The organism is Fictibacillus norfolkensis (genome assembly GCF_014836645.1).
Taxonomy (GTDB): Bacteria; Bacillota; Bacilli; order Bacillales; family Fictibacillaceae; genus Fictibacillus; species Fictibacillus norfolkensis.
Window position 1 is genome coordinate 464,926 of the sequence record NZ_JACSQM010000002.1, and the last position, 18,532, is coordinate 483,457.

21 protein-coding genes are annotated in these 18,532 nt (G+C 39.4%); 6 read left to right on the plus strand and 15 right to left on the minus strand.

The window, feature by feature from the left end; translation table 11 throughout:
• Window positions 1–129: 129 nt before the first annotated feature.
• The gene (locus tag H9648_RS20850) at window positions 130–252 is read left to right on the plus strand and encodes a hypothetical protein (protein WP_255520062.1); all 123 of its coding nucleotides are present in this window, start codon (window positions 130–132) and stop codon (window positions 250–252) included.
• Window positions 253–326: 74 nt separating this feature from the next.
• Here H9648_RS20850 and H9648_RS06765 read toward each other — a convergent pair whose 3' ends face one another.
• Window positions 327–752, minus strand: a complete 426-nt coding sequence (locus H9648_RS06765) for a MarR family winged helix-turn-helix transcriptional regulator (RefSeq protein ID WP_191753119.1) — start codon at window positions 750–752, stop codon at window positions 327–329.
• Window positions 753–1,090: 338 nt separating this feature from the next.
• Here H9648_RS06765 and H9648_RS06770 point away from each other — a divergent pair, with 338 nt between their 5' ends.
• Entirely contained in the window at window positions 1,091–1,324 is a 234-nt protein-coding gene (locus H9648_RS06770; protein WP_144702513.1) for an XRE family transcriptional regulator, read from the plus strand.
• 42 nt (window positions 1,325–1,366) lie between these two features.
• On the opposite strand, the gene H9648_RS06775 is transcribed toward H9648_RS06770, so the two are convergent.
• The 7 genes from H9648_RS06775 to H9648_RS06805 all read right to left on the minus strand — a co-directional run bounded on the left by H9648_RS06775 (window position 1,367) and on the right by H9648_RS06805 (window position 11,720).
• A complete protein-coding gene (locus H9648_RS06775; RefSeq protein ID WP_191753120.1) occupies window positions 1,367–1,846 on the minus strand; it encodes a hypothetical protein in 480 nt (159 codons plus the stop codon).
• A gap of 237 nt (window positions 1,847–2,083) precedes the next feature.
• Window positions 2,084–3,106 (minus strand): Delta(5) desaturase DesA, encoded by a 1,023-nt coding sequence (gene desA / locus H9648_RS06780; RefSeq protein ID WP_153239169.1) that lies wholly within the window; start codon window positions 3,104–3,106, stop codon window positions 2,084–2,086.
• A gap of 167 nt (window positions 3,107–3,273) precedes the next feature.
• Window positions 3,274–7,623 (minus strand): S8 family peptidase, encoded by a 4,350-nt coding sequence (locus H9648_RS06785; RefSeq protein WP_191753121.1) that lies wholly within the window; start codon window positions 7,621–7,623, stop codon window positions 3,274–3,276.
• Between the two features lie 644 nt (window positions 7,624–8,267).
• Complete coding sequence (locus H9648_RS06790) at window positions 8,268–8,879, minus strand: flavin reductase family protein (RefSeq protein WP_191753122.1); 612 nt, start codon at window positions 8,877–8,879, stop codon at window positions 8,268–8,270.
• 146 nt (window positions 8,880–9,025) lie between these two features.
• Window positions 9,026–9,634, minus strand: coding sequence for an alpha/beta hydrolase (locus H9648_RS06795; RefSeq protein ID WP_191753123.1), 609 nt, complete (start codon window positions 9,632–9,634; stop codon window positions 9,026–9,028).
• A complete protein-coding gene (locus tag H9648_RS06800; protein ID WP_191753124.1) occupies window positions 9,631–10,581 on the minus strand; it encodes a ring-cleaving dioxygenase in 951 nt (316 codons plus the stop codon). Before H9648_RS06800 ends, H9648_RS06795 begins: the two co-directional genes overlap by 4 nt.
• 302 nt (window positions 10,582–10,883) lie before the next feature.
• On the minus strand, window positions 10,884–11,720 hold the full coding sequence (locus tag H9648_RS06805) for an aldo/keto reductase (protein ID WP_144702534.1): 837 nt from the start codon (window positions 11,718–11,720) through the stop codon (window positions 10,884–10,886).
• 155 nt (window positions 11,721–11,875) lie between these two features.
• Between H9648_RS06805 and H9648_RS06810 the strand changes: the two genes are divergently transcribed.
• The gene (locus tag H9648_RS06810; protein WP_137790405.1) at window positions 11,876–12,070 is read left to right on the plus strand and encodes a hypothetical protein; all 195 of its coding nucleotides are present in this window, start codon (window positions 11,876–11,878) and stop codon (window positions 12,068–12,070) included.
• Here the strand turns inward: H9648_RS06810 and H9648_RS06815 are convergent, their stop codons facing one another.
• Together H9648_RS06815 and H9648_RS06820 are read right to left on the minus strand one after the other, a co-directional pair.
• Window positions 12,071–12,241, minus strand: a complete 171-nt coding sequence (locus tag H9648_RS06815; RefSeq protein WP_404825658.1) for a Spo0E family sporulation regulatory protein-aspartic acid phosphatase — start codon at window positions 12,239–12,241, stop codon at window positions 12,071–12,073. It lies immediately after the preceding gene.
• Window positions 12,242–12,545: 304 nt separating this feature from the next.
• The gene (locus H9648_RS06820) at window positions 12,546–12,845 is read right to left on the minus strand and encodes a hypothetical protein (RefSeq protein WP_191753126.1); all 300 of its coding nucleotides are present in this window, start codon (window positions 12,843–12,845) and stop codon (window positions 12,546–12,548) included.
• A 180-nt stretch (window positions 12,846–13,025) separates the two neighbouring features.
• On the opposite strand from H9648_RS06820, the gene H9648_RS06825 reads away from it, so the two are divergent.
• Window positions 13,026–13,199: a YjcZ family sporulation protein gene (locus tag H9648_RS06825; RefSeq protein ID WP_191753127.1), complete on the plus strand. Its 174-nt coding sequence runs from the start codon at window positions 13,026–13,028 to the stop codon at window positions 13,197–13,199.
• 53 nt (window positions 13,200–13,252) lie between these two features.
• On the opposite strand, the gene H9648_RS06830 is transcribed toward H9648_RS06825, so the two are convergent.
• The gene (locus tag H9648_RS06830; protein ID WP_225218760.1) at window positions 13,253–13,885 is read right to left on the minus strand and encodes a YitT family protein; all 633 of its coding nucleotides are present in this window, start codon (window positions 13,883–13,885) and stop codon (window positions 13,253–13,255) included.
• Window positions 13,886–14,057: 172 nt separating this feature from the next.
• Between H9648_RS06830 and H9648_RS06835 the strand changes: the two genes are divergently transcribed.
• Entirely contained in the window at window positions 14,058–14,216 is a 159-nt protein-coding gene (locus tag H9648_RS06835; protein WP_191753128.1) for a hypothetical protein, read from the plus strand.
• 48 nt (window positions 14,217–14,264) lie between these two features.
• Here H9648_RS06835 and H9648_RS06840 read toward each other — a convergent pair whose 3' ends face one another.
• Window positions 14,265–14,516 (minus strand): HPr family phosphocarrier protein, encoded by a 252-nt coding sequence (locus tag H9648_RS06840; protein ID WP_144702543.1) that lies wholly within the window; start codon window positions 14,514–14,516, stop codon window positions 14,265–14,267.
• A 182-nt stretch (window positions 14,517–14,698) separates the two neighbouring features.
• Here H9648_RS06840 and H9648_RS06845 point away from each other — a divergent pair, with 182 nt between their 5' ends.
• Window positions 14,699–14,950 carry a hypothetical protein gene (locus tag H9648_RS06845; RefSeq protein WP_191753129.1) on the plus strand — a complete coding sequence of 84 codons (252 nt, stop codon included), beginning with the start codon at window positions 14,699–14,701 and terminating at the stop codon, window positions 14,948–14,950.
• 175 nt (window positions 14,951–15,125) lie between these two features.
• Here the strand turns inward: H9648_RS06845 and H9648_RS06850 are convergent, their stop codons facing one another.
• From H9648_RS06850 to H9648_RS06860, 3 genes are all read right to left on the minus strand, one after another.
• Window positions 15,126–15,464 (minus strand): VOC family protein, encoded by a 339-nt coding sequence (locus H9648_RS06850; RefSeq protein ID WP_137790409.1) that lies wholly within the window; start codon window positions 15,462–15,464, stop codon window positions 15,126–15,128.
• A gap of 275 nt (window positions 15,465–15,739) precedes the next feature.
• Window positions 15,740–16,030, minus strand: coding sequence for a hypothetical protein (locus tag H9648_RS06855; RefSeq protein WP_191753259.1), 291 nt, complete (start codon window positions 16,028–16,030; stop codon window positions 15,740–15,742).
• A gap of 85 nt (window positions 16,031–16,115) precedes the next feature.
• On the minus strand, window positions 16,116–18,518 hold the full coding sequence (locus H9648_RS06860; protein ID WP_191753130.1) for a penicillin acylase family protein: 2,403 nt from the start codon (window positions 18,516–18,518) through the stop codon (window positions 16,116–16,118).
• Between the last annotated feature and the right edge of the window lie 14 nt (window positions 18,519–18,532).

Genomic DNA, 18,532 nt, shown 5'->3' on the forward strand with positions numbered 1-18,532 from the left:
CTTCAAATGTCCTGTTTTCTCTTTGTATGATCTATTCCTAGGAAAGCTGTACTATTGTTTCGACTATTAAGAGGATATTTATCGATTGAGAGAGAATTATGGAGAAAACCAAGAAGGGAGGAAAAGAAAATGAGTGAAGTGATCATCCGTCATCTTGTGAAACGTCATTTCACAAAGAAAAACATACAAGATCAGCATCTTCAACAGCTGCTTGTACATTTTCTTCTTTCAGCAAGGAAAGATAAACATTAAAAAAGATAAAGATATCGCCATCATATAATTCTTTTATTAAACAAGAGTATCTGATTTTCAGCAGATACTCTTTCTTATTTATGGGTGTTTAATGCTTTCGTTAATATTTTCAGAGCTTGCATGATCGTGTTTCTTTCAAATTCAGAGAGTCCTTCGATATTTTTATTAAGACGTGTACTCAAGATCGTATTTAAATGAGATAACGTATGAATTCCTTTTTCACTTAATAGAAGAAAAGAAATTCTTCTATCACTTGGATTCACGCTTTTTTCAACAAGACCCATTCTTATTAATGATTTCACTTGCCTGCTGAAGGTCGTTATGTCCACCCCAACGTTATCTGCAATGTGTTGCATAGAAGGCTTTGAGTGTTTACTGATCTCATAAAGGATATGACTAAGTGCTAAAGTCAAATCTTCTTCTACCAAACGACAACTGTTCTTTTGCAACGTTTCATATCTTCTACTTAAATTCTGCAGCAGATCTCTGACATCCTCCACAATTAAGCACCACCTTGTTTCCACTATAAGGTATACGCCGAATAATTAAAATATTTTTAAAAAAATAAAGGCTTACTAACATAAACGATGCGCCGCGGTGTGGATGTGGCTGAGTGCGATTCGATAAGAGGGTGTTGTTGTACACAAGTTAAAATAGGTTTTTTTACCTATAAATCTTCAAGGGATATCCTCTTTTTTTGACGTATTCTGTAGATTCGAGAGCGCTTTTAGTATAAAAGACTTAGTCATTTACAAGAAATAAGGTTTAGTTATTATTCTATAGGGGTACCCCATAGTTATAGAGATAAAATTTGTCAATTAAATGTTTGGGGGTATCATTGAATATGTACAGAGTGGAGCAGAAACGCAGCAAATTAGGTATGTGGCTCGAACAGCATAATAAAGATACTGATTGGTTGACCCGAACGTCTGGTATCGAAAGACAAACGATAGAAGAGCTCGCCTACAATCCAAATAAAAATCCAAGAATGATATGTTTACGGAAGATATTATATGCGGTAAAAAAGGTTGATCCTACTACTAAACTTAGTGATTTATGGGATATGAACTAATACAAGCACCTCAGACTAAAATGAGGTGCTTGTTTTTTTATGTTAATCTTTATGCAATAAATCATCTACTTTTGAACGCATAGAACTCACCACTGTTTTTTTGTATTGAACAGCAAGTAACAGCACAATTAGTCGTTTACTTAGAGACAGTTCATAATAACGTGGATTCTCTTTAACGAAACACTTAATGATTGAAAGCGCAGTTGGACTCACTTTATTGAAACGTTTAACTTCCTCCTTTTTTAGAATTCTTAAGCTCTGTAACCAATTCTTTATGTCTGTTGTTCTAGAATGTTCATCGATCATACATAATGCATACTTACTTTTTGTGTGTTTAGTTAAATATTCATAACGATCATTACCGCTAATAATACTGAACCCCGTTTTCTTATCTCTCTTTACTACAAGCATATGCATAGAATCCCACATTCTATTTTTTAGGATCTTCACGTGATCCGTTAATTTCACCGAATAATCCGGCTTAATTTTAGATAGATGAATATATTGAACATTTAACTTCATGCCATATCTCCTCTTTCTTGTGGAACATCGTGTAAGTATTCTATGACAGTAAGTGTGTAAAAGGTGCCTATGGATAATCGTCTAGGTTGGTTTTGAAAGTGGTAGATTTTTGCTCCAGGTTGTTGTTTCCCCTGACAGATGCAGCTACAAGATGAAACAACTTTAAGCCATAATTAAAAAAGCCACTCCCTGCACGTTTTTTTAGTTAACGTAACGAGGAGTGACTATAAAATGTTTTTATGCAGCTCTATTTTTTCGGATGAAATTACGAATATCGCGATTTCCAATAAACTTCTTAGACTGCTCACACCATAGCTTAAACGTTAACGATTTTAAGCTAGTAAGAAGCGTAAGCGTAGGTACATCTTGAAGTCGCGGATCACTTTTATGTGCTTTTTCCAAGTGATAGTTCGGCACACGAGAGTTCAAGTGATGCACATGGTGAAAACCAATGTTCCCTGTAAACCATTGTAATACTTTTGGCAGTTTATAAAACGAGCTTCCTTTAAGAGCAGCTTCAACATAGTTCCATTTTTCGTTATGTTCGAAATACCCATCTTCAAACTGATGCTGAACATAAAATAACCAAACTCCTGAAAAAGTTGCAATATAGAAGATTGGAAGTTCAACTAATAAGAAAGCTTTCCATCCGATCGTAAATCCAACAGCCAATACGATCGTCACTAATGCGATATTCGTTAACCAAACATGCATTTTTTCTTTCTTTGAAGCATTTTTTGCATTAAATCGATAATCGATCAAGAAAATATATAGTGGTCCAATCAAAAAGAGCACGATCGGGTTTCGATATGTTCTGTATTGTAAACGTTTAAACCAAGAAGCTTCTGCGTACTCTTGAAGCGTCATCGTCCATACATCACCTACCCCACGTTTCTCAAGGTTTCCGTTCGTTGCATGGTGTGTTGCATGGCTATTCTTCCACTGTTCATACGAACAAAACGTAAACAGACCTGTAAATATCCCCACGATCTGATTAGCTTTTCTGCTTTTGAAAAATGAATAGTGTGTGCAATCATGAAAGATGATAAATGTTCGGACTAAAAAGCCTGCTGCTGGCACTGCACAGAGCAGTGTCAACCAAAATGATATATTTAAACTCAAATAAGCCAATACCCATAGAATTAAGAATGGTCCTACTGAATTAACTAACTGCCATACACTTGCTGATATACGCGGGCGCTCAAATGGTGCTAATTTTTTCTTCCATTCACGAATGTCGTACTTCGAATGTTCGCTCATTAAATCAGTCTCCTTTAACTTCACATCATCCCTATCTTATCACATATTTTGAATTTAGCACCCACCTATATTTGTCGAATTGTGAACTTATTATATGACTTGGTACTAAAACCACGTAAAAACCGGCCTCTCACAAGGGAGATGGCCGGAAAATAAAATGTAATTTTTTATTTTTTTGCGTTGATGTAAAGTTTGCCTGATGCTCTTTCGCTCGTTTTGTTGCCATAATCATCTGAAGCGATTACTTCAACTACTGCACCTGGTGCTTTAACATTTGTAGTTGCTGTGTAGTAGCCTTCGTAATGACCCTCAGACGTTTCACGCATTGGAAGTTCAGTTGCGTTCGCCACCCCGCCAGCGTTTGTTAGCGGCATATGGATAACGAATACTGCATCCAATCCTGGCGTACTATCGAATTCGATCTTCACAGACTCTCCGCTCTTCAGCTCTTTGTTTGTGTCTGGTTTCAAGTTTTCAACTACTGGAGCTTCAAATTGCGCATAAATGGTTACTGTTTTCGAGTGGCGATCTCCAGCTTTATCAAGCGCAACCACTTTGATCACATTTTCTCCTTCATTTAGAAGCATGCGGTGACTGTAGTTGCCGTCTTCGTCAACTTGCGCTTTTTGTCCGTTAACTTTTACCCAATCAAGATTGGTTTCATCAATTGTTCCTTTTACGGTTACAGATTCACGGTTTGTCTTCATACCATCAGCCGGTGATGTGATACTCACTTTTGGCTTTGTTTGATCCAGCGTCACAGTTACCGGAGCTGATGCATCTGTTGAACCGCTCTCAGTGAAAGCTTTAGCCGTTAAGGTGTTTGCACCCTCTTCTAGCGTAACTTCAGCAGAGAACGTACCTTCGTCTGTCGTTTCAGCAGTAGCTACTTCTTCTCCGTCTCTGTAGATTTCCACCGTAGTGGTTGGAGCTGCATTACCTGTTACTGTTACTTTTTCTTCATTTGTAAACGATCCATCGACTGGAGAAGTAATGGATGGCGCAGTTACTTCATAGTTTACAGTCGCTCTGATCATATAGTTACCTTCTTCTTCTGGAGATTGTGACCATGCCCCACTCAAGCTTTGGAAGCTTCGTCCTGACCACTCTCCATCTTCATCCGTTGCAAGCCCAGGTGTGTTAGGATTTGCAAAGTTTTGGATGTACACCATATAGAAGTCTCCTTCTACCATGATGCCGTGTTGACTTAAGTCAACATGCGTCCACTCACCATTACGTAATGCTGTAGCATCAAACGGCCCAGCTAGTTTTTTACCAGGAGTTCCATCTGGTCCACTCGCATCGTATACGGCTACTTGGAATGCAGTCCCACCTGGTACTGGCCATTCAGTATCCCAGAATCGGAAAAGTCCTCCAGTTACAGCCGCTTTTTCATTTCCATCTGCAAGTGACATCTTTACTGCCCAAGCGTTACCTGCAGCATTCCATGCACGAGCATTCTCAGCTGTACCATCGTCATACCCAATCTCACCTGGGTAACCGATGAAAGGTTTTAACGCGATGTCTTGGTCCGTTGTTTCGCCACCTGTTACGGTAACGGAAACTTCTTCTCCATAATAAGAAGGAGCAAGTACTTTTAGCGTGTATTCGCCTTCATAGGCAGAAATTTCATACGTACCATCTTCATTCGTTTGTACAGGTGCAATTGCAGCATCTTCCATGAGCATCACAATAGCTCCTGCGATCGGTTCTCCTGTCACCTCATTCGTAACCGTACCTGACACGGTTCCTCTTGGGATTTCTTCAAGTGTAAAGTTCGCACGTGCTGTTCCGTCAGCTTCAAGAGTGATTGATTGCGTTTGCGAACGGAAACCATACGCCTCTGCTTGTACAGTATATGTTCCTGCAGCATGCGTTAAGCTATACGAACCATCTTGAGGATTCGTGTAAACAGAACGTCCTGTTTCAAGAACACTAACTTCTGCACGCATCGGAAGTGCTAGTGGAGCCCCCTTACCATCTTTTGAAGGTTCTTTTTCAGAAGAAGGTTTTGCAGGCTTGATTTTAGATGGATCCACTTTTGGTTTTGCTTGTGACATAGGTGCTTTTTCAACTGCTGGCGCACCGCCAAGTTTTGCTTTTTTCGTTGGTGTGATTGGTTGGTCATGCAACTTCACATCATCTAGGTACCAGCCTGCTTTAGGGACTGAACCGTCAGAAGTTACATTGAACGCAACGTAAATGCGTTGACCTGCATATTCACTTAAATCTACTTCACCGTCAATCCAACCACCGGAAGTAGAGTTTACACGAAGCTTTTGTGTCCAGTTTTCCATATCTGTTGAAACGAATACATGTCCATAATCATAGTTACGCTCTAGGTCGTGCCACTGTTTGAACTGAAGGTAAGTGTTGCCTTCAGGAAGGTCAACTGGAGGCATAACAAGTGTCATGTTAGCACTGTTCGCATAGTTTCCACCAAGACTTGAAGCATATACCTTTTCACCAGAGAATGCTGCACCAGGTCCGCTTGTTGGTACACCATGCTCCCAGCTGTTATTTGCTCCAAAAGATGTCCATCCCGTAGGATTTCCTTCAAAATCCTCACTGTATCCTGAAGAGATTCCAGGTAGCAGTGCTACTGTAAAGTTATCTGTTGAAACGGAACTTCCTCCAAAATCAATGGCTGTCCATTTGTAGACAATGGAATCACCCGTTAATGCTGATCCTGGAATAGAAGCGCTGTACGTACCTGATTGATAATCTCCACCTGTACGTTCAGCAGCCACATCTGTCCAGCTTCCGTCTTCGTTCTGATAGCTTAATGCAACAGAAGTGACACTAATGTTATCTGACACTTCCGCTTCAAGATTTAACGGCATCTCTTTGTAAGATTCAGTTGGTCCCTCATGTGTGATGGAAGGAGCTTCACTGTCTTCTCCTTCTTTCGTTACAGTTCCCTCAATTCTTCCTAATCCAGTTACTACTGAGGATACGGCTGTAAATGCATTCACAAGTCCATGTCCATATCCATTGTTCGGAGATTCAGGGAAAGTTGCATCTGTAAGAGGAGTTGCCGAATTTAATAAAATCTCTTCAAGTTCTTCAACAGTCAGACTCGAATCAGCTTGTTTCAATAAAGCAACTACTGCTGAAACGTGTGGTCCTGCCATTGATGTACCATTCCAACCACCTTCATATGCACTTCCAGGAACCGCTGAACGGATATTAACTCCTGGTGCTGAGATCTCAGGTTTTGTTTCGTCATATGGAGAAGGTCCTTGCAGTGAGAAGCTAGCTAAAGTGTTATTGATATCCGTTGCACCAGTTGCAAAGGATTCTGGATAGTTTGCAGGAGTTGCAACTGATCCAGGACCACCTGGATTAAAGATCGTTGTGTTACCTGCAGAGAATTCTGGGAAAATCTCAGCTGAACGCCAAGCCTGTACCATCTCTCTATACCATTCATCAAGTCCTGCTCCGCCACCCCATGAGTTGTTTACAACGTCAGGCGCTTTTTCAGGATGTGGATTACCTTCTGCATCTTTTGGTGCTAAGATCCACTCACCGGCTTCAAGAAGATCGACATCCGTTCCACCTGAAGCGGAGAACGCTTTTACAGCGATCCATTTTGCTCCCGGTGCAACACCGATCTGATTGCCTCCGTTCGGTTCAGCACCTACCATAGTTCCCATCGTATGTGTACCATGCCCATCATCATCATATGGAGCTGTTTGTCCACCGACAGGATCAAACCAGCTAAATTGATGATCAGCTGCATCCGGGTTCTGAGGATCAAATCCGCGATATTTTTCTTTTAGTGCAGGGTGATTCCATTGAACACCTGTATCGATATTGGCAACAACTGTACCAGCTCCATCGATACCCATTCCCCAAACTTCAGGAGCACCTACACGTTCGATATTCCATTCAATAGAAGAAGTATCGTTTTTCGGTTGAACCTGTAGTGATGATTTTGGAAGTTGCTTCTCTGGAAGCTTCACAGAACTTACGGGTTGAATAAGCTGTCTTGTTTCGTTTGGAAGCACTTTTTCAACTTCCGGGAAAGCTGCGATTTCTTCCATTACTTCTTTTGTCGCCGTTACGGCCATTCCGTTAACAACATAAAAAGATTGGATTTTTTCAGCTTTACCTGCTTTTTCTTGTTTTTCTAAGTATTTTTTCGTGTGCTGTTGAGTTTCTAGCGCGTTTGCGCGAAGTGTTGAAACGATCGTTGAACGTTTCATAAGTTTGGTTTGATTAGAAGAGAGTTTTTGAGATTTAGCTTCTTTAGCAGCTTTTTTCGCCACAGCAGCCGTATCTACTTGTTCTTTGAACTTAATGAGGAATGTAACTTTATCCTTCTTGCTGAATTGCTCGTTCAGTTTCTTTGCAACCTTACTCGTCTTACCGTCTAATGCTGCCTCTTTCGCTGAAGTAGAAGCTTTACCTTTTGTAGTAGCAGCATTCGCTTGAGATGGGAACATCATTGGAACAATCATTAAAAAAGCTAAAAATACGGAAAGCCAGCGTACTTTTCTTCGTTTTTTACTCATGTAACTTTTCCCTCCCTGGTCTATTGTTTTTTGGTTGATCTAACCTAGCAAGAATTCTGTCACACCTCCTGTATCTTTTTATGAAAATATAGTAATTCTTTGTTGTTATATAAAGGTTAACGGAAGTACCCTGTAAGATTATGTAATATTTTGTCGCAGAAAGTACTAGTAATTGGAAAATAAACCCTTTGTATGACAGCTAATCTACTAATCCGTGACTTTTGATTAGTCATTTTTTTGTTTCTGTTTATTTTTCCTGGTTTGCAAAACTTCTGACACGGTACATAACTACTTATTTTTGTAATATAAAATAAAGTAAGTGAAAAATGAGGACTCAGTCCCTCTATCGGTGTTAAAAATAAACTAGATTAATTCCAATATTTTCTTTGTTTTTTACAATTGCCATGATATAAGAAGATTCGCCGATTCAATAGTGAGGCATTGTTCCTTTCTTAGATGCAGGTCTTATGTAGGAAAAAATGGTATTTTTTCCTATTAAAATTGTAAACTGTAACTTGAAATATTATGATTTGTAACAATATTTTCATTTCAATCTCTTTGAAAATGTCGTTTTTTGACAAGGGTTCTCACGTAAAGAATTTTGTAGTCAAAAAAAACCTTCCTCTAATCGAGGAAGGCAATGACTATTCTGGCCGTTCTAACGAAAAAGTTTCTCCAAGCTTTACATAGTTCGTTCCTGCTAATCTGCCAACAGGCTTTAGCTTATCAGCATCGATCCTACCATTCTGGTAGAGTTCCTCTGAGATATGATAATGAACAACTCTTCCGATTAATAGATCAGTAGAGGGCTTGTCGGGTGTACCACCAAGTGGAATAATCTGTTCAACCACACATTCCATACGTATCTTGGATTCAGCGATACCTGGAACTCCTACTTTGACCGATTGAGCTTTCGTTAAGTTTGTAAGTTCAACTTCGCTCTCATCCGGCTCAAGGTTGGCAGCGGTTTGATTCACAGCATTAATATACGTTTCGTCTGGAATATGAACTACGAATTCACCTATCTCTTCTGCATTTCGTGACGTATCTTTTTGAATACCATCCTTCCTCCCAACGGATATGGCGATCAGAGGAGGATCGGAAGTTAACGCATTAAAATAGCTGAACGGTGCAGCGTTTAGGACACCACCTGATGATAGAGTGGTAACGAACGCAATCGGTCTAGGAATAATACTCCCGGTTAGAAACTTATAGTTCTCTTTTACGGATAATTCTTGAGGATCGATAGACTTCATTAATTTTCACCCGCTTTACTATTTTTTTAAACTGGTTTCGTTTCTCTTGTAACTCTTTCAATAGAAGATAATGATTCATTTGTGACAATAGGCTTTCTCTATGGTCTAATTGTCTTATATTTTGACTTATTTTTAACAAAGATGACTTATAGCAAGTGTTTGCTGAACCACTCAGCTGCTTCTTCTGCTTCAGCTCTTGATAACTGATGCCCCATGTCATCCCATTTCAGATGTACTTTTGCGCCTGCGTTGTTCAACAATTGCTGCAACTCTTCCGTTTCTTGAGGCGGGCAGATCGGATCGTTTTTCCCTGCACCGATAAAAACAGGTAGTCCATCTAGCTTTGGAAGTTCAATTCCTCGTCTAGGAACCATCGGGTGGTGAAGGATTGCTCCTTTTAATGAATTTTCATAGTGTAAAATTAAACTTCCTGCAATGTTAGCACCGTTCGAATAGCCTACTGCTACTACTTGATCGCGGTTAAAATCATACTTATTTGCTGCTTCTTCAATAAACTCGTAAAGTTCTTTTGTTCGAAAGATTAAATCTTCTTCATCAAATACACCCTCTGATAAACGGCGGAAAAATCTCGGCATGCCGTTTTCAGAAACATTTCCTCTAACACTTAATACAGAAGATTCTGGTGAGATCATTTCTGCTAATGAAAGTAAGTCCTTCTCATTTCCTCCTGTACCGTGTAATAACAGAAGTACCGGCTTGTTTAAATCTGTTCCTTTATTAAATAGATGGATCATCGGTTATCCTCCTTTAAAATTCTTGCTTCGACGGGTTGTAGATGATTTTCAATCTGTTCACGGTGAGGCTCAAGCCATGGTGGAAGCAATAATTTATTACCTAACTCTTCTTCTGGCTCATCGCGAGTAAACCCTGGTGGATCAGTAGCAATCTCAAACAGGATGCCGCCTTCTTCCCTGAAATAAATTGCATTAAAATATTGTCGGTCAATGATTTCTGTTACCTGAAACTTCTTTTGTTTTACATGTTGCTGCCATTGTTCATGTTCTTCATAAGATGAAGCTCGCCAAGCGATGTGGTGAACGGTTCCTACTCCACTCACTCCTCTAGCTTCAGGCGATAGTTTGATATCAATCACATTTCCAATGTCACTTTTTGCATGAAACCGGATGTAATCTCCATCTTGCCCTGCTTTTTCTAACCCCATCACTTCTGTAAGAACTCGCTCAGTCTCCTGTGGAGCTGCTGAAAGAAGTATAGCTCCACCAAATCCTTTAATGGCATGTTGAGGAGTGACCTCGCCAAATGACCATTCGCTATTCTTACCTTCTTGCCTTGCAACAATTTCTAGACGCAATCCATGAGGATCGAGAAATTCTAGATATTCTTCTTGAAAACGAACAGTCTTTTTATACTCTACCGAGAATTTCACAAGTCTTTCTTCCCAAAACGGTAAGGAACCTTCTGGTACAACAAAAGATGTAGTTCCAACTTGACCTGAGCCTACTCTTCCTCTATAAGCATCCGGCCACGGAAAAAACGTCATGATCGTTCCCGGACTTCCTCCTTCATCTCCAAAATAAAGGTGATACGTTCCTGGATCATCAAAGTTTACGGTTTTCTTTACAAGTCTGAGGCCAAGAACACCTGCATAAAAATCTACATTCTCTTGGGGATTGCCAACAATTGCAGTTATGTGGTGAATACCATCCGTGTGCATCGTCATAACCAATACATCCTTTCAGTTGCGTTTAACTTATTTTTTGTAAGTTAAGTATATGATTATCACTTACTTTTGTCAAGTAACTATATTGTGTTGATATGAATGCTTGTAAGTAAGCCATTAACTCGTTTTCATTATGGACTGACAAGAGTTTACTTAAGCCTATACCCCTTCATACTTCTGTGAAACAACGATCAAGAGGGGGTTCCCGACAATCTGTGACAGAAATAAAAATCCACGTGGAATCTGTAGATTCCACGTGGACAAATTTAAATTGTTGTATTTGTTTGGGGTCAGACCCCTTCTTAAAAGTCGAAGTTGTCTGGGTCTGGACCGATGCGACGATCTTCATTTAATGCGTCAATCTTCGCCATATCTTCTAGAGATAGTTCAAAATCAAAGATATCTGCATTCTCTACGATGCGGTGTTGTTTAACAGATTTTGGAATCGTTACGACGCCATTTTGAACATCCCAACGCAGGATGATCTGAGCTACAGATTTTCCGTGTTTCTCTGCTAATTCAACCAATGATGGCTCTTCTAACAATTCACCTTGCATCAGCGGGCTCCATGCTTCGAGTTGGATGTTGTTATCTTTACAGAATAAAAGAAGCTCTTTTTGTGCCAAACGCGGATGGTATTCTACCTGGTTCACCATCGGTTTGATCTCACAGTCTGCCAAGATATCTTCTAAGTGATGCACTTGGAAGTTAGACACACCAATCGCTTTTACTTTTCCGTCCTTGTAAAGCTTTTCGAGTGCACGCCACGTTTCTTTATACTTGCTCTTTACCGGCCAGTGAACGAGATACAAGTCGAGATATTCGAGCCCAAGCTTGTTCATGCTCTCTTCAAAAGCTGCGAGCGTTGACTCATAGCCTTGATCTTTATTCCATACTTTAGTCGTGATGAACAATTCTTCGCGAGGAACACCCGCTTCTTTTATAGCTTGTCCAACACCTTCTTCATTTTTATAGATGGCTGCTGTATCAATACTCTTATATCCCGCTTCAATCGCCCATTTAACAGAATCAATTACTTCTTGTCCTTCTTCAACTTTAAATACACCAAGTCCAAACCATGGCATCTTAACTCCATTGTGTAAGACAGTCGTATCTTGCAATGATTTAATCGTTGTCATCTGTTTAATAGCCTCCCATTATAAAAGCCAAATTTAGTTCCCTAAAAAGATATTGTCACATTCTGCTGTAGAAAGGAAACAATTCGACTTTTAGAAGGGATTTAAATCCTTCTGTGGAAGTAGTATCCAACAAACTATGAAAATGGGGTGTTGGTGTGAAGGACAACCTGATTCAATTTAAGACTAAAAGCGAATCCTCTAAATCTATGCCTGAACAAGAATTTACCCTGATTCAGGAGATACGTGAACTTCTATCAGAGTTTCACTGTAATTATCCACTAGTAACAAAAAAAGCGATCCTACTTCGTATCGATCAACTAACAGATGAACTCATCTTCAATAAAAGATAATTAAAAAGAAAATTGTCTTTGATACACATTCAGCAAAACATCTAACTCTTGACTACACTTAACCGTTTCATTGCTGGTTAAGCCATTGCGGTCTGCAACTTCTACCAGCTTCTCTTTTTTTTCAATTATACATTCCATGAGAAGAGAGTTGTTCCATTCTTTTTTCTCCACGAAAATTCGCTCCTCTTGTGTCATTTTTTATATACCTCTTGCTTATTATGAACGCTTTTTTTATCCTTGAAAATAGATTCACCAAAAGAAGAAGTAATGTTACAAAAGTGGACAATTTTTTCATGTTATATTGTAAGAAATACCTAATATATCCTTCAATATGATCCAACATTCAACCGCATTCGCCTACTTTCTCACGAGTAACACTAGCATTTCCACTCACAAAAAAAGCGTTTTTTTAGTCTCTTTTCTAAAGATTTAATTCTCTAATAAAAGAAAAAAGGATGGGCGACTTCCCATCCTTTTAACCTTTTTTATCATTGTAATAGTTTACAGAGTACATAGCTCCTTCTTCTACCATCTTGTTATCATCAACATCCATCGGATCAGGATGACCTGCTTTATTGATAGGTAGTTGCGTACGATCGATGTGATGAGGTCGAACTCTTCGTTTCATATCCTTAAATTTCATTTTTGTTTTAATACGGTTTGGTTTGAAAGAGAGCCATACTAATGCTCCTGTACCAAGACCAATCAAGGCCCAAGATTGTGTTTTCAATAACTTATTCGTTGTTTTCATTTGAGTTTGAGTGGTAGTTTGCATGAATAACGCCTCCTTGCTTACATTTACCCCATTTTAATACAATCGTAACATCACATTTTCTTTTCAAATATTACATCTGCCTATTTCCTCAAAATCTAAACATTTGTCCATACACGCTTTCAGGAGTTTACATATACTGTATCGAAGTCGAAAGTACACTTATAAGGAGGAGTTTTTAGAATGTATGCAAATTCACCGGTAAATGCTTCACTTGCAAACGCACCAGTATATGGTGGCGGATATAGTTATTGTGGTGGCGGAGGTTATGGCAAGAGTTTTGCGATCATAGTAGTTCTATTTGTCCTTCTCATTATTGTTGGCTGTTCGTGGGCATATAAAGGCAAAGACTGCTAATTTTATATGCAGTAAAAAGAGGTGCGGATTTGACTCCGCGCCTCTTTTTTTATTTACATAAACGGTTTTGCTGTTTTCTTGGGAGATACCGTCCTTACGAAATCAATGAGTCTTGTGCTGATCCACTGACACATTAATGCGAATAGAATAATCTCAATCCCTAGAGTTAACGATGTTCCCAATAATACAAAACTGTTGATAAGAAAAAGGATGGTGCCTGGCTTCTTACCAGTCCATTTAGAAAGAATCAGTGCAACGATATCCATCCCACCTGAAGATGCACCGAATCTAAACAGAATACCTACGCCTGTTCCGAAGATAATCGCTCCGTATACCACATCAACAAGTGTACCGTTATAGGGAATGATCGCATGAGTAGACATCCAATCCACAACGATGGATGTAATTGCTACACAATAGATCGTCCATAATGCTGTTTGTTTGCCGAGCGTCTTTAACGCCAACAGCAATAATCCAAAATTTATCGTCCATAATGTTAAACCTAGCGATACATCGAAAAAATAATCATTTAGTATGGCAATACCTGCTACACCCCCAGAAGGGATATTGTGAGGAAAAAGAAATGCCGCCATAGCTAGTCCTTGCAAAAAAGCTCCAAATGTTAACCACATGATTCGCCGCAAAACAAAAACCCTTTCTCTTTCGTTGATGATTACCTCCTCCATATTAGACCTCTTCACCTGAATTGCAATATGTTTCACAAAATTAAACACATATAAGCGAATGTCTGATCATATCTTTTTAATGATTACTCCTTTTTAGAGGAATAGGGCCCTGTTCATCTCTTTTGCGGGAATAGCACGAAATGTGGGAGCAGCAGAAAGGTGGACAAGAAAATTGACACAATACAGTAAAAGAGAAATCGAAATGCTTGAGCAAAAAGCGCGCGAAGAGCACAAAGAAGCAGAACAAGCACGATCTGTAGTTGGTGATGTTTATATTCAAAAGAAATTTCATGAAAATCGATCAACGGTTCAACCTAAAAAGAACAAATAAAAGAAAGCAGTCGTATGGCTGCTTTCTTTTATTTGTTCTTCTATATTTTTATGATAATGTGCCTGTTCCTAAACTTCGTAATGCATCAACTGCTCCCCTGCTATCTTCTCCAGTTGCAGAAACGCAGCAGACCCCTTGCATGCCATTTAAAAGACTCATACTAAGGTGGCTTTTTGCATTGATTCTTAACGTATTGCATTCAAAAAAGATCTGGCATTGTTCAAACTCATTCGCTTTGACGACCATCTCATGAATCCAAGTTGGTCTGATCTTCTCTTGTACCATAAAGTAAGTTTTCATTGTATGACCCTCTTTCAGTCCTCTTCATTTTTTATTTTACTAGCGAAATGTAAAGAGCGTTTTAACTCCATGTTAGAGTTTTATGGCTTATGCATTCAATTTATGAAGAATCCGAAAAATAATGGTATGAAAAAAGAACTATTTTGCAACATTATGAGTATGACTGAAAAAGGAGTAACATTATGGCTTATTACATAGCATGCGATTATGATGAACCCGATCGTCAAAGTTACAGAGGTATCGTAATCATCGATACATTAACAAACGAGGTTGCACACCGTTTCTTTTCTGGAGACTTTAATCAAGATTTCCAAGAATACAGAAGCTGGTTAGAAGACACAGAACCTTATTATTTCGAAGGTGATAGTTTGTTACATTTCGTTGGTGATCTTCATGATCCCGCATTAGACGAGAACGATGAGTTTTATCACTAGAGGACTTCCCTCATTCAGTAGTATTTGAAGAGACTGTGTAATCATCGTTACTTTTAAGAATAGTGATTTCATTCCAGATTACTCGCCTCCTCTTGTAACCAGCAGAGGCTGCATTCCTAAAAAAAGCAAAATAAAAACACCATTCAAAAAAGTTGGATGGTGTTTTTACCCATTTCTAGTCTTTATTCGTAGAATCAATGATTCGGATAGGATTGCCTGTTGCATCTTGGTAGATAGCATATCTTCCAGGAGGGATCGTGCAAGGTAATTTAACAAAGTTCAGCTTTCCCTCATGTTCATGATAGAAATCATCTACACTATCTACTAAGAATACGCCGCCTGGTCCAAGATCATGTTCATCTTCCTCAATCATCAACTGCACTTCACAATCTTTCATCGACATCCCTAGTACTTGATTACCTTCACGCCAGGCTTCAGTCATGCCAAGACCTTCATAATATTGCTGAGACTCTTGTAAATCTTTTACTGGGTGAAACAAAAACGCGAGCTTCATACCAATACCCCCTCGTAAAAAATTCGTGATCATGTGCTAGATTTATATTCATTTTTACTATTATGTATTCGTTAAATTCCCTCTCTTCTTCTTTATTTCCTGCTCATTTTTATAAAAAGCACTATTTTAGAAAATCTGATTTCGTATGCATGGTTCCTTTCAATATGATTGCTCTTTACTCACTCTAGAAGCTTTCTAAAAAATCTCTAAAGAGCAAGATAAAAGACTGATCTATCTTACACGATGTGTGTAGTATAGGATCAGTCTTAGGAAACTTAATACGAATACGGCGGATATTGGTATGGCGGATAGACAGGATAGATAGGGTACGGTCGTGGTGCTAATGCTAGACCTGCGATGGTTCCAAGTGTTAGTCCTATTAATGCAGGAGCAAAAAAGAAGCGGTTGCTGCTCTCGTCCTGACTCTCTGAACTATACGGTAGAATATACGCCTTACTCTCATCTACATGCTTAAGAACACCATGATATCTTGTGCCACAATGACAATCAATATATACCGATCTGCCTAAATAATTACGGCACAGGTGATACGTTTGGTATGACAAAGGGTAAACCTCCCAGCTTGTTTTTGCCTTCCCTACACCATATGTCCAACCTGTTATTTTGACAGAGACAAGAGTCTACCGTTTTTTATTTTTCTACTTTTGGCTTCAAAACGAGATGCTGCTCCTTCGGCCATTCTTTCTGATCTAGAGCAGTTTCGTGATACTTTCCTGTTGCCCAATCTTCAACCTGATCTTCATACCAAGGGCTCAGTACATGGCCAGATTGACCTGGTCCTACTACATGATAAGATCTCGATGTATCAGACATATCGATTACCATGCGCCAAGCTCCACCGTGTGTAATGCTGCCTGTTTCCCGGTCCCATCCAGCTACACCAACTGTCACTCTACTTCCACCCATACTTTGTGTAGTTGGATTAAATAATAGATGTAATGGTTTGATGGCAGCAAGAGGATGTTCAAATGTTAGCGTATGAAAGTCTCCCCATTCCCATTTCGATGAATCGTCCCCAAATTTTTCTGATAGAAAGGTTATCATTGATTCAAAAGAGCGTTGAGTAACTTTTTCTAACCCGCCATTTTCTCTAATCCATGGGCCGGGATCTCCAGCGTTCGCCTTTCTTATCAGTTCATCCACCACTTGTTCCCTGCCATCAAACATCTTCAGCATCTCTTCGCTGATTTCTTCCTTAAACAACTCATCGCTAAAATGACTCATCCAGATATGAAAAATTAATGGAGCAGCACTATCTTTGGTATCGGTATGGTTCCATTTTTTCAGAAGTGAGATAACTTTCTTTTCCTTATCGTTCAATGGTTTTTTCATTACTTGTTGTATAAAAATCGGCAGCATTTCTTCTGCTTGTTTGTTTTTTTGATCGAACTGCAGAGATTGCATGTCTTTTGCCGTAAGCTTTTCTTTTCCTTCAAGTACTTCTACGATCCGTTGTTGTCTATAAGGTTGAGCAAATGTATCCGAAATATGATAAGGATAAGAATCAGCAGTAACTTTATTGTTGGCAGTTGCAATATATCCTCTTTCAGGGTTTAGACTCGTTGGCAGTTCATCCCACGGGATATATCCTTTCCATTCATATTGATCTGTCCATCCTGGAACAGGAAGTGACGTATATCCCTGTTTACGAATTGGAATCAATCCGTTTGCTTTATAGGCAATCGTTCCATCTGTACTCGCGAAAACAAAATTTTGTGCAGGTGTATGAAACGATTGGAGCGCTTTTTCAAACTGAGTCCAGTTTTTTGAGCGGTTCATCATAATGACAGCTTCAAGCTCTTTTGAAGGTTGAAGAGCTGTCCACTTCAATGAGAGAGCTGTACCTGGTTTATCATGATGTGCAAACTCAGAGATAATGGGTCCGTGTCTTGTGATCACTACTTCGTGATCTATGTCCACTTTGTCCTTTACTTTGATTCTTTCTTTTACTACATCAGCTTTTTCCCAGTTTGCCATGTATTGAAATTCATAAGAGTTCTTTGGGTTTCTTTTCTCAACATATAGTTCTTGAACATCCGGTCCTACATTCGTTACCCCCCATGCGATCGTCTTGTTATGTCCTACAATAATACCCGGTATTCCTGCGAATATTACACCGGAAACTTCATAATCAGGAGCTTTCAGATGGGCCTGATACCAGATAGAAGGTGTACCTAGTGAAAGGTGTGGATCATTGGCAAGAAGCGGCTTACCCGATTTCGTCTTATCGCCCGCAACTACCCAGTTATTACTTCCATTATGATAGTTTGGAATTACCGATCCTGCGAAACTTTTCTCAAAATCAATACCTTCTGTTTGAAGATCCTCTAAAATGGTTGGCGCGTCCTTCGGATATCCTGGAAATAGATCCAAAGCTTTTTCTTTTGAAAACGTTTCTGTTAAATAATATCGAAATGCTTGTCCTTCCCAATGGCCTCCAAGATCGAAAGCCATATATTTACCGATTACGAGGGAATCAACGGGAATCCATTTCTCTGGCTCATACCCAACGAGCAAGAATTCTATAGGTAGCGTATTATCTTTCTTCGCCTGGTCCATATAAGCGTTCACACCATCTGCGTACCATGACAGATATTGTTTCATTTCTGGAGAATACTCATCATAAGAAGCTTCTGCTGCTCTTCTTAAACCTAATGTTCTAAAGAACTTGTCACGAGTGAGTGTTTTCTCCCCAATTACCTCACTAAGCATTCCTGATGCCTGTCTTCTGCTTAAGTCCATCTGAAACATCCTGTCTTGCGCCGTTACAAAACCTTGAGCCATAAATAGGTCTTTCATTGAGTCTGCTTCAATATGGGGAACTCCATCGCTATCTCTGTAAACATCTACCCGTGCTTGAAGTCCAATTAATGGAACAGCCCCATTAATTACAGGCTTGCTTTTTTGAAGCAAAAAATAGGCTGTACCTGCTGCAGCTGCTAGAATCACAACGATAGCGATGCCGATGATCACTAAACTTTTTTTCCAAGTAATTCGTTTAACGGACTTTTTTTTCTGAAGCGTACTCTCCACCTATAGACCCCCTG